The organism is Streptococcus pseudopneumoniae IS7493, assembly GCF_000221985.1.
Classification (GTDB): Bacteria; Bacillota; Bacilli; order Lactobacillales; family Streptococcaceae; genus Streptococcus; species Streptococcus pseudopneumoniae.
In genome coordinates this window covers 2,107,981-2,120,856 of record NC_015875.1, presented here as the reverse complement: position 1 = coordinate 2,120,856, position 12,876 = coordinate 2,107,981, and the positions used below count along the sequence as shown (strand labels likewise).

Annotated in this window: 4 protein-coding genes and 1 pseudogene; all 5 read left to right on the top strand. The window is 42.2% G+C overall.

Translation table 11 applies throughout. From position 1 onward, the window contains the following. Positions 1–140: 140 nt before the first annotated feature. The 5 genes and pseudogenes from SPPN_RS10985 to SPPN_RS10965 all read left to right on the top strand — a co-directional run bounded on the left by SPPN_RS10985 (position 141) and on the right by SPPN_RS10965 (position 12,876). Complete coding sequence (locus SPPN_RS10985) at positions 141–1,025, top strand: SPFH domain-containing protein (protein ID WP_025170612.1); 885 nt, start codon at positions 141–143, stop codon at positions 1,023–1,025. Positions 1,026–1,108: 83 nt separating this feature from the next. After that, positions 1,109–1,300, top strand: coding sequence for a hypothetical protein (locus SPPN_RS14100; protein ID WP_000692969.1), 192 nt, complete (start codon positions 1,109–1,111; stop codon positions 1,298–1,300). Positions 1,301–1,424: 124 nt separating this feature from the next. After that, positions 1,425–7,160, top strand: coding sequence for a ZmpA/ZmpB/ZmpC family metallo-endopeptidase (locus SPPN_RS10975; RefSeq protein WP_014017374.1), 5,736 nt, complete (start codon positions 1,425–1,427; stop codon positions 7,158–7,160). A gap of 237 nt (positions 7,161–7,397) precedes the next feature. Further along, positions 7,398–11,186 (top strand): annotated as a pseudogene (locus SPPN_RS14455) (DUF4982 domain-containing protein). Position 11,187: 1 nt separating this feature from the next. Next, a complete protein-coding gene (locus tag SPPN_RS10965; RefSeq protein ID WP_000251210.1) occupies positions 11,188–12,876 on the top strand; it encodes an alpha-L-fucosidase in 1,689 nt (562 codons plus the stop codon).

Here is a 12,876-nt window from a genome sequence, read left to right as displayed (position 1 = left end):
GATTACTAACTTGAAATGCAGTTTCACCTCTAATTATTGACATTTCAGGAAAAATCGCAGTAAAAACGGCACAGCCTTCTTTAAATGTGATATAATACTAGAAAAATACTTGTGGAGGTTCCATTATGGCAATATTTTTCATGATTTTTCTGATTGTTTGTGTGCTCCTATTGGTGATAGTCACACTGAGTACAGTTTATGTGGTTCGTCAGCAGTCGGTGGCGATTATTGAACGCTTTGGGAAATACCAAAAGGTTTCCAACAGCGGTATTCATATTCGCTTGCCTTTTGGGATTGACTCGATTGCAGCACGCATTCAGTTGCGCTTGCTGCAAAGTGATATTGTGGTTGAGACCAAGACCAAGGACAATGTGTTCGTGATGATGAATGTAGCGACTCAGTACCGTGTCAATGAGCAGAGCGTGACAGATGCCTACTATAAACTCATGCGTCCAGAATCTCAGATTAAATCTTATATCGAAGATGCTCTTCGCTCTTCTGTTCCCAAATTAACCTTGGACGAATTGTTTGAGAAAAAAGATGAGATTGCCCTTGAAGTTCAACACCAAGTAGCAGAAGAAATGACCACTTACGGCTACATTATCGTGAAAACCTTGATTACTAAGGTGGAGCCAGATGCAGAAGTTAAGCAATCCATGAATGAAATCAATGCGGCGCAACGCAAACGGGTCGCAGCGCAAGAATTGGCAGAAGCCGATAAGATTAAAATTGTCACTGCAGCTGAAGCCGAAGCAGAAAAAGACCGCCTTCATGGTGTGGGGATTGCCCAACAACGTAAGGCGATTGTGGATGGATTGGCAGAATCTATCACCGAACTCAAGGAAGCCAATGTTGGCATGACAGAAGAACAAATCATGTCCATCCTTTTGACCAACCAGTATTTGGATACCTTGAACACCTTTGCCTCTAAAGGAAATCAAACCATCTTTTTACCAAATACTCCAAATGGTGTGGATGATATCCGTACACAAATCTTGTCAGCTCTTCGCGCTGAGAAGAAATAATAGACTAAAGAGCTTGGCAACAGGCTCTTTTTGCATTGCGTTTATTAAGAAAAACAAAAAATATTGATATACATTTATACTCAATGAAAATCAAAGAGCAAACTAGGAAGCTAGCCGCAGGTTGCTCAAAGCACTGCTTTGAGGTTGCAGATAGAACTGACGAAGTCAGCTCAAAACACAGTTTTGAGGTTGTGGATAGAACTGACGAAGTCAGTAACCATACCTACGGCAAGGCGACGCTGACGTGGTTTGAAGAGATTTTCGAAGAGTATTAAATAAAAATTATTGTATGTTGTTGCCCTTAACTTGGAATGATAAGGGAATAACTAGAAAGATTTGTGAATATAGACTATTTCTGATATACTAAATATACAGTAATAATGAATGATGGGAGATGGGATGGAAGAATTTCAATTTGAGAGAAAGCAGCGTTTTTCTTTGAGGAAATATGCAATAGGAGCTTGCTCGGTCTTGCTAGGAACGAGTTTATTTTTTGCTGGTATGGGTGCTCAACCTGTACAGGCTACCGAAACGACTTCAAAACTAATTTCAAGTCATTATTTGGATGAGCAGGATTTACCTGAAAAGCTGAAATCTGAGTTGCAATGGTTTGAAGAAAATAAAATTGAGGTAAAAGAGGGAAAAGAATACTATTTTGTCTATCGAAAATTGGCTACAAGATTACCAGAAACAGGTCTTTTTTCTAATGATGGGATGTTTATCTTGGGAGCAGGATTATTATTGCTTTCCTTCACTTTAATCAAGAGAAAAAAGGGAGCGTCTTACTTCCTTGTGACCGTCTTTGCTGTTGGTGGCTGGGTAGCATCCATCTCTGCTTTAGAAAATTTGGTAGAATTGCAACCAGCCCTTGTTAAGAGAGTAGAAGGTCAGTTTCTACCAAGTCCTGAAAGAGTCCAAGGATACGAATTTACGGGATATTATTTGGTAAGAGATAGTGCTAGTAAGGAACTTTCTGTTGATAAGGTAGAGTCGCCAGCATTATCTCAAAAGGAGGAAAGTTCAGAACCTCAATCTAAGAAGATTGTACCACAGACTGCATCTCATTTTAGCTCGACTGAAGACCTTGTGCAATCTCCTCAACCATCCTACGCAGTTGAGAAAATTGTTGAAGCTCCTGATGAAATTGTGCCTATAGGGCCTAAGGAAGAAGTTGCAGGAAATCCCAAAGTAGAACAACCGAAAGCAGAAGATAATAGTGATTATAAAACAAGTCCTGAGGAAGGTGTGTTAAATGCCACAGTAGAGAAACCAGAATTGCTAATCACTACAGAGGAGGTTGTTTTCCAAACGATAGAACAAGAAGATGCAACCTTAGCTAAAGGGCAAACTAAAGTTGTTCAAGAAGGTGTTGTTGGTGAACGCACCATCTATACGGAAGTCACTGTCGTTAATGGGGAAAAGTCTAGCAAAGTTATAGAAAATATAATCACAAAAGAACCAGTGAACAAGGTGATTGCAGTTGGGACTAAGGAAGAAGTTGCACCAAAACCAACACAACCTGTAACTCCAGAGCCAGAGGAAGTTAAACCAGTTCAACCTGAAAAAACTCCAATAGTAGAGAATGAAACAGAGACAAAACCAGTTGATGGAATAGGACAACCAACACCAGGAGCAGAAGAAACGCCGGGTACAGAAGCGACATCGGGCGAGAAACAAACACCTGACAAACCCGAAGCCGAGCCGAAGCAACCAGAGCCAGCAACCCCAGTCGTGGAATCAGGGGGCGAGGAGAATCAAACTCATGCCCCACAAGGTACTGAGTCTAATCAACCATCTAAAGAAACTGCTGAGACCAAAGATTCTGAACCAGCAATCCCAGCCGTGGAATCAGGACGCGAAGAAGATCAATCTCTTGCGGAACAAAAGGGTGAGGAGAAACAGCTGGAGAATTCAGTTGAGGGGGTAAAAGATGTTGGTGAGTCTAATCATCCATCTAAAGCAACTGCTGAGACCAAAGATTCTGAACCAGCAACCCCAGCCATGGAATCAGGACGCGAAGAAGATCAATCTCCTGCGGAACAAAAGGGTGAGGAGAACCAGCTGGAGAATCCAGTTGAGGGGGTAAAGGATGTTGGTGAGTCTGCCCCACAAGAACCCCAAAAACAACCAGAACAAACGGCTCCATCTCCAGAGGTCAACCCAAGTCAAGGAAACGAACCAGAATCAGCTGTTCAGCCTGAACCCTTATCTCCCCAAGAACAGTCAGATTCACAAGAGCAACCAACTGTCCCAAGTCCAGTAACGAAAGAAAAAGTATTGGAATATAAAACAACATATAAAGCTTCACCAGCCTTAAATTACAAAGAGCAACGAGTAGAAGTAGCAGGCGAAAATGGTAAGGAAGTGACAACTACTTCTTACAGTTTTGATGAAAGTACTGGGAAAATAGTAGAAAACACTTCAACAAAAATAGAAAAACATCCAGTAGATAGAGTTGTTAAGGTTGGAAATGTAGAAGAAACAAGATCAACAACCAAAAGACGTGAACAGTTTATCGCGGATGAGTCACTTGATAAAGGGGTTAAAGTAGTTAGAGAACAAGGTCAAGATGAAGAAACAACGACTATAAGTGTTTATAAAGTAAATTCGACGACAGGAGAATTAACTGATCCAGAAGTTTCAACAAAAGTAGCCAAAGCAATGCAAGCGAAAATAACGGCAGTAGGAACAAAACCAACAGTTCAATCACAAGAAATTCCTTTTAAGACAATTTATAAAGCATCGTCAGATTTAAGTTACAATGTGCAACAAGTAGAAACACCAGGTGAAAAAGGGCGTACAGTATCAACTACAAAATACACAGTAAATCAAGAAACAGGAGCTATCTCAGAAGAAACTACAACTGAAAATATTCCAGCTAAAGGCAAAGTAGTAAAAGTTGGAAATGTGGAAAAGATCGTGTCACCTATTGATATTACTGAGGAAAGAAAAGATGATCCTGAACTTCCGAAAGGAAAAGAAGAGGTTCAAAGTGAAGGCGAGCAAGGGGAAACAACCGTCACTAAAACTTATGAAGTTAATCCGGAGACAGGAGAGTTAACAAATCCAGTAGAGAAGACTGAAACAACTAAAACTATGCGCCAAAAAGTAATCTTGGTTGGTACTAAAGAAGACACTCAACTTCCTCAGACCAAAGTAGAGACTAAAGCTGTTCCCTATGAAACCATTTATGAAAAGAATGAGGCGTTAGACCACGGCGTTACAAGAGTAAAAATTTCGGGTGTTGAGGGACAAGAACAAGTTACTACTACCTATACCAAAGATCAAGCAAGTGGCAATATTTCTGAGAGTAAAACTGTCAAAATAGTAGCCAACAAAGTTGATCAAGTTGTAGAAGTTGGAACTAAACCGAGTGTTGAAACCACTGTCCTATCTCATAAAATGATCTACCAGGTGAATCCTGCTTTGGAGTTCAGAAAAGAGGAAGTAGCGGTTGCAGGGCGTGATGGTTCGGTGGAAACTAGGACGACTTATCAACTAGACCAGGCAACAGGTCAGGTGACGGTATCTGACACCACTAGACAAGTAAATCCAGCAGTCGATAAAGTGATTCAAGTTGGTAATGTGGAAAAAGTAATACAACCGATTGCTGTTACTGAGGAACGAAGAGAGGATTCTTCTCTTGCTAAAAAGATGGAAAAGGTAGCCTCTGAAGGAGAAGTTGGTGAGAATACACTGACCAGAACCTACGCTATCAATGAACAAACTGGTGAATTGGTTAATCCTCGAGAAGTGAGTCAAATAACAAAACCAATGAAACCGAGAGTTGTTTTAGTTGGTAGTCAGGAGGATAAACCACACATCCTTCCAACAAATAGTGAGAGAGAAGATGCTGTGGATGTGTCTGCTCTGACCACAAGCGCGAGGTCAGTAGACTTCTTACATGACAGTAAACTAAAAGCACAGTTAGAGCCTACCTATGATCCTCGAGATATTATAACAAGGAGAATTGCGCTCAGAAAAACACACCCAAATATCACTGACCAAGAGGTCAAAGATATGTTGCGCATAGAGTATCTTCAAAAACTGTCAATCCAAGAAAGCTTTGATCAGACGAAGAGGCAAGCTGAGTCAAGTTTCAAAAAGATTGCCTCGCATACATTAGGAATTATAGGAGATACCCCTGAAAATCGCAGCAAGGTCAAACAAGAGCTGGAGCAATACAAAGAGCAGATTTTGTTGGGACTGTCTTATATCAATCGTTTTTATAATATTCAATTTGGGGACACGAATATTCGTGATATTCTGGCCTTTAATCCAAGCTCATTTGGTAATAAGACAATGACAGCCTTGGATAGTTTGAAAAAATTAGGATCCATGTCTTATGAAGAGATGAAATTGACCAATAGTCCTCAAACATTTACAAAGTATTTATCTACCATTACAGGTAAGGCTAGCTTGAAGGAATTTTTAGACAGCAATCGCCAACTCTTTACGTCAGATGATGCGGATACCTGGCTTAAAAAATCTAGCCAAGCTATGATTGTTGAAAAACCATCTAAGGAAAATCCTTCAGCGCATGTCGGGCTGTATAGCAAGTTGACAGCTGGGGAAAAGGATCCTCGTAAACAAGAGGCTAATATGGCTGCTATTTTGGGACTTTTGAATGTGAAAGAACCAAATGTTTATGTGATTAGTAATATGGCGACGATTACTTACGGTAATATTGGTTCCTATATAGATACTTCTCTCGCCCAGTCTAATCCAACTAAGTACCAGGCTGAGCTTGCTAGAGTCAAGTCTTTAATTGAAAAGGCGGCTGTACAACAAGCCAACTATGTCGATACTCTTTATCGTATAACAAAACCAGAAAATCGTGATAAGTTGCTGACAAATCGCTTGATTATTGATACGATGAAGAAATATACAAGTAATCCGAATGCCCAGATTGATAGCACTTGGTCACCAGCTACTGGTAGTGGAGCTGATAAGGGGGTCGACCAGTTTATGACTCCTATGAATTACTATTCTCCAGTAAGTAAGGTGGGAGCTGAGGCTAATGGATTAGGTGTCCGTTACTTTATAGATAGAGTTCTGGATGATAGAGGTTCAGCGACTTATTCTCATGAAATGACGCACTTACTAGATAGAACGGTCTTGTTTAATAATCACGGTCGTCGAGATGGTACAGCCGCAGAGTTTTATGCGCGTGGTATTTTTGAAAACTCCTATAATCCAGAAAAGGATACTTATTTCAATCTCAACTTTGTATATGATGAGAGTGATAAGGATGGATTTTACAATAAGACACCTGATCGATTTAAAACGGCAGAAGATTTGCAATCTTACATGAAGGGAAGTTTTGATGTCCTTTATACTCTAGATTATCTAGAAGCTGAGGCAACGAAAAATCTAACTGATGAAGAAAAAACTAAATATTTCAAGAAAATAGTTCCGATTAGTTCACCATTTAGAAGATGGATAGATTATCGTAATACAGTAATTCCAGCAACTCATAAGAGTGAGGAGATTCAAGCTCTGACCTTAGAAGATGCCAAAAAATTGACAGGTATTGATAGTTTGATTGACAATCATATCCTGGTCAATCGTTATATCATTGCTGGTTTTAAGGATAAAGATAAAATTGCACCAAATGGTTACTATACCGTTGATATGTTTGATACCATTTATGGTGTTAGTCAAAATGACTCTGGTATGAGTGGGGACATCACCTTTAGAAAACAAGCCTTTGAACTTATGGGTGCTCTAGGATATTATGAGGGATTCGTACCTTATGTATCGAATCAGTTTAAAGTAGAAGCAGAAGCGGCAGGAAAACCATTATCCGATAAGTATATTTTTGAAAAAATTCTAGGAAAATCTTACGCAGCTTTCAAAAAAGAGCAAATAACTGAGCGTGTTGAGAAATTAGGTAAGTTAAAACTAATTACTATAAATTACAATGGAAAAGAAGAAGTGATTGATAGTAAAGAAAAATTACAAGAGCTTATGAATAAAGCTGTTTTAGCTGAACTAGCCCAGATAAAAGCAGGCAATACCACGGCTAAAAAGTTTGAGTTTATCGAAACCCCAGTTCAAAAACTGAAAAAAGCGATTTATAAAGCTTATCTCAAAGATTCAGATGACTTTAGACAGTCGATTTACAATAGTTAAGACAAAAGGGACATCTCTCTGGAATGAACATTCAGAGAGGTGTTTTTTGCGCTCTTGTAAGGTTTGACCTTATTTCTTGAAAATGACAGTTTGCTTGAACATGGAGTGATGTTCAGACTTTTCCACAAATTATAGAATCTTTTCTGAGTATTTAGGGAGTGATAGAGGAAATCTTGAAAGCGCTTTTGTTTTGTGCTATAGTCAAGTAAATCGAGTCGTTTAAAGAGGAATGCTTGTATGAGAAGAGAAGAAGTTTTACGAAATCACTGGTTTTTTAGCCAAGAGGTGGGGAAGGAAGAGGCCTTGGCGTCGGATTTTCAGAGGGGAAATTGGCAGGCCATTCAAGTGCCACATGACTGGAGTATTTACAATGATTTTGATCAGTATTCGCCAGCGCAAAATGAGGGTGGTCAGTTAAACGGGGGTCAAGCCTGGTATCGGACGCAGTTTTACTTGGAAGAAGATGCCAGTCTTGTATCGGTGCGTTTGCTCTTTGACGGGGTTTACATGAATGCCCAAGTCTATATCAACGGGCAAGTGCTGGGCTATTATCCCAATGGCTATACACCCTTTTCTTATGATATCACGCCTTATCTAAGAAATGATGGGACGGCCAACCAGCTTGCGGTTTTTGTGGAAAATCAGCAACCTAGCAGTCGTTGGTACTCTGGTAGCGGTATTTACCGAGAAGTAAAATTATTGATTACAGATTCGGTGCATCTGGATTTGTATGGGATTACGATAGCAAGTCCTAAGCTAAAGGAACAAAGAGATAGATGGGTGGAGACTCAGCTTACAAGTAAGGTTTCAAATGATGGCTCTCAGTCTGTGTCGGTGTATTTGGAGCAGAGTATCTGGTATGATGGACAACAGGTTTCAGACTGGCAGGCGACAGACTCTCTAGTGATTGAGTCTGGGGACAAATATTCTTTCCAACAAGCCATATCAATTTTCCAACCTTTGCTTTGGGATATTGACCATCCTTACCTTTACCAATTGAAGACTCGCCTTTACAAAGATGGCATTTTGGTTGATGAAGAAGAGGAGACCTTTGGTTACCGCTATATGGATTGGCAAGTGGATAAGGGCTTCTTTCTAAATGGTCGCTGGTTGAAGATTCATGGGGTTTGTTTGCACCATGACTACGGAGCGCTGGGAGCTGTGGAAAACAGGTCAGCTGCTGAGAGACGCTTGCGCCAGATGAAGGAAATGGGCGTCAATGCTATTCGAATTACCCATAATCCAGCCAGTAGCATTTTACTGGCTCTAGCTTCTAAAATGGGACTACTCATCCAAGAAGAAGCCTTTGATACCTGGTATGGAGGCAAGAAAGAATATGACTATGGTCGCTTTTTTGAAGAAGAAGAGACTCATCCAGAAGCGAAAGCAGGCGATTTCTGGTCAGATTACGATTTGCGCACCATGATTGAGCGTGGCAAGAACAATCCAGCGATTTTTATGTGGTCCTTGGGAAATGAAGTCAGCGAAGCAAATGGAGATGCTCATTCATTGAAGACTATCAAACGCTTGCTGGGAAGGGTTAAGGAAGTGGATGAGAGTCGTTTTGTGACCATGGGAATGGACCAGTTTCGCTTTGGAGATGGGTCTGGGGGCCATGAAAAGATTGCTGATTTGCTGGATGTGGTGGGCTTGAATTACTCAGAAGACAATATTGACGGGATTCGCAAAAGACATCCCAAGTGGCGACTTTATGGGTCTGAAACCTCATCGGCTACAAGGACGCGTGATAGCTATTTTCGCCCAGATAAGGAATAGGTTGGGGATAATCGTCGCGTGCGGAATTTTGAACAGTCAGACTATGGCAATGATCGAGTTCCTTGGGGGAAGACAGCGACGGCTTCTTGGATAGCAGATCGAAATCGGCTAGACTATGCGGGTCAGTTTATTTGGACAGGAGTGGACTATATTGGTGAGCCCACTCCTTGGCACAATCAAAATGACATGCCTGTAAAGAGTTCCTATTTTGGGCTTGTGGATACGGCAGGGATTCCTAAAAATGACTATTATTTCTATCAAAGTCAGTGGTTGGACCTAGATCAGTATCCCATGGTTCATATCCTACCCCATTGGAATTGGGAAATCCACAAGAGTTATCAACAAGTTGTGGATAAGTATGGGGATATCCCTGTTCGAGTGTATTCAAATGCCCGTTCTGTAGAGCTATTTCTCAATGGAAAATCCCAAGGTAGGAAGACCTTTCAGGAGAAATGGACTTCAGATGGCATAAAATATCAAGAGGGACAAGGTTCTGACCAACTCTATCTCGAATGGCGTTTGCCTTATCAACCAGGAGAATTGCATGCTGTAGCCTATGACCATCAAGGTCAGCTTGTGGCAGAAGATAGGGTGGTGACTGCAGGCAAGTCAGCCAAAATCGGGTTACATGCCGAGAAAACACAACTGGAGCCAGATGGGCAAGACCTCCTCTATCTCTATTTTGATGTATTGGACAAGGATGGAAATTGGGTGCCGACTGCTTCCAATCAGATTCATTTTAAAATTGAAGGCCCTGCTCGTATTGTAGGTGTGGATAACGGCAGGCAGGCCAGTCGTGAACGTTACCAAGCCCAGAAAAATGGTCGGTTTAAGCGGAAAGCCTTTCATGGCAGAGGTGTCCTCTTAGTTCAGAGCTTGGAGCAGGCAGGCCAAGTCAGAGTAAAAGCTAGTGCTAGAGGTCTAGAGCCAGCAAGTTTTGATATCTTAGTGGGAGAGGCTTTGGCTACCCAACCAGTGAAAAATCAGCGCTTATTTGAGATTCGAGTGGACAAGCAGGCAGGATTACAAGAAGGGGATTCCCCAGCTATTGGACTTTATCCACAAACTGTGGATAACCCTGTGAACAAGGTGGGGAATAGTGAAGTGATTTGGGAGACAAGTGGTAGTGCCCACGCCATTATCAATCAGGGAGTGCTTCATTGCTTGTCTGCAGGGGACTTGGCTATTCGCGCCTTTTATCAAGGGAAAACCTATCAAACTCATTTGCAGGTTTCAGAAAATAGCTCACTAGGGCAGGCAGTTTCTGTAAGACCACTTCGCTTGTATACAGATAAGGGGACTTATCCACAGCTTCCATCTTCGGTCTTGGTGGACTATGAGTCTGGTGGTGCAAAACGAGTCAAGGTTATTTGGGAGGAGATTCCTGAAGAAGATTTGGCAAGATTTCATGAGTTTACGGTATCTGGTCAGCTGGAAGGGCTGGATTTAAAGGCTTCTGCTCAGGTTTGTGTCCAAGGAATTTGCGCTATTGAGCCTGAAAGGGTTTGGACGCTTGTCAAGGAAGTCCCACACTTACCAGACCGAGTCAAGCTAGTCTTATCAGATGGCAGACGAGATACGGCCAAGGTGACTTGGGATGAACTTGAACCCCAAGTCTATGCTCAGGTAGGAGAGTGTGTACTTATAGGACAAGTAGCGGTATGTGAATTGCCAGCAACAGTCACCATTCATGTGACAGATGCCAGTGTAGATGGGGAAGTCATTTCCAATCAGTGGACAGGGTCCAACCTGCCTCTGGTCTTTGCTTCCCATTCAGAGCCTAATCACCCAGCCTCTTACCTCAATGACAAGGTCATTGCACGTAAGAAATCAACAGCCAATACTTGGATTGCCAAGTCAGAGCAAGCCGGCGTCGGCATTCTTTTTGGAGATGCAGGGATTTTAAAACCGCGATTTGTGGATAACGTGACCTTGTATTATGTTGAAAATCAAGAATATGTGGCGATGGAGCCTACTTTTATTGATTATTATGTAGGGAATGAGCCTGCCTTGCCTCGGACTCCAAATCATTTGGATAAGGATTCCCTGCTCAAGCAAGAGGAGAATTGGCAACCTGTATCAGGCATTCGAAAAGTGTCAAGCGACAAGGATGAGGAGCTTCGTTTTGAATTTGACAAGGTGGAGACTTATGCCCTTCGTCTTCGATTTGAAGGCTTGACCAGTCCCCTAGCCTTAACAGAATTGCAAGTGTATGCAAAAAAAGTAAAGAAAAATGTAGATAGGAAGTAATATGGTAAGAGAAATAAAACCGCATGGCCCCTTGCCTAGTCAGGCCCAGCTAGCTTATTTAGAGGATGAACTAGCAGCCTTTATCCATTTTGGACCCAATACCTTTTATGACCAGGAATGGGGGACAGGTCAGGAGAATCCTGAACGCTTTAACCCGACACAGTTAGATGCGCGTGAGTGGATTCGCGTGCTCAAGGAAACGGGCTTTAAGAAGTTGATTTTGGTGGTCAAGCACCACGATGGCTTTGTCCTCTATCCGACGGCTCACACAGATTATTCGGTTAAGGCCAGTCCTTGGAGGGATGGAGAGGGGGACTTGCTCCTTGAAGTATCCCAAGCTGCCACAGAGTTTGATATGGATATGGGGGTCTACCTGTCACCCTGGGATGCCCACAGCCCGCTCTATCATGTGGAGCGAGAGGCGGACTATAATGCCTATTATCTGGCTCAGCTGGAGGAAATCTTATCAAATCCTGCTTATGGTAATGCAGGAAAATTTGCTGAGGTCTGGATGGATGGAGCCAGAGGAGAGGGCGCGCAAAAGGTCAGTTATGAATTTGAAAAATGGTTTGAAACCATTCGTGACCTGCAGGGCGACTGCTTGATTTTTTCAACAGAAGGCACCAGTATCCGATGGATTGGCAATGAAAGAGGATATGCAGGTGATCCCCTGTGGCAAAAGGTGAATCCTGATAAACTAGGAACAGAAGCAGAGCTGGACTATCTTCAGCACGGAGATCCCTTGGGCACGATTTTTTCAATCGGTGAGGCAGATGTTTCCATCCGGCCGGGTTGGTTTTACCATGAAGATCAGGATCCTAAGTCTCTTGAGGAGTTGGTCGAGATTTATTTTCACTCGGTAGGGAGGGGCATGCCTCTCTTGCTCAATATTCCGCCGAATCAAGATGGTCTATTTGATGGAAAGGATATTGAACGCCTCTATGAATTTGCGGCCTATCGCAATGAGCTCTATAAAGAAGATTTGGCTTTGGGAGCTGGGGTATCTGGTCCAGCTCTTTCCGCAGACTTTGCTTGTCACCATCTGACAGATGGTCTTGAGACCAGCTCTTGGGCAAGCGACGTAGGCTTGCCAATCCAGTTAGAACTAGACCTAGGATCTCCTAAAACTTTTGATGTAATTGAGTTAAGAGAAGATTTGAAGCTAGGGCAACGAATCGCTGCTTTTCATGTGCAAGTAGAGGTGGATGGTGTCTGGCAGGAATTTGGCAGGGGCTTCACAGTTGGTCATAAGCGCCTCTTGCGAGGGCCGATAGTAGAGGCACAGAAGGTGCGCGTGATGATTACAGAGACACAGGATTTACCTGTACTGACCAAGATTTCCCTCTATAAAACTCCTAGCTTATCAAAAAAAGAAGTTGTTCAGGGATTAGCATTTGCAGAAAAAAGCCTAGCTGTGGCAAAGGGAGAGACTCTTCATTTTAGGATTGAACGTAGCGAAAGTAGTACTCCTTTGGAAGCTAAGATTTCGATTCAACCGGGGACAGGTGTCCATGGTGTCGTCTATCAGGACGAGATTCAAGTCCTTCAATTCCAAGCTGGGGAAAGCAAAAAAGATTTGACCATACCAACCCTGTATTTTGCTGCCGATAAGACCTTGGATTTCTATCTGAATCTGACTGTTGATGGACAGCTGATTGATCAAGCTCATATTTTAGTTGAAACGAGATAA

What these genes read in the sequence shown, in the direction of transcription:
- SPPN_RS10985 (WP_025170612.1), top strand. Translation starts at nt 141, where the DNA reads ATGATTTTTCTGATTGTTTGTGTGCTCCTATTGGTGATAGTCACACTG.
- SPPN_RS14100 (WP_000692969.1), top strand. Translation starts at nt 1,109, where the DNA reads ATGAAAATCAAAGAGCAAACTAGGAAGCTAGCCGCAGGTTGCTCAAAG.
- SPPN_RS10975 (WP_014017374.1), top strand. Translation starts at nt 1,425, where the DNA reads ATGGAAGAATTTCAATTTGAGAGAAAGCAGCGTTTTTCTTTGAGGAAA.
- SPPN_RS10965 (WP_000251210.1), top strand. Translation starts at nt 11,188, where the DNA reads ATGGTAAGAGAAATAAAACCGCATGGCCCCTTGCCTAGTCAGGCCCAG.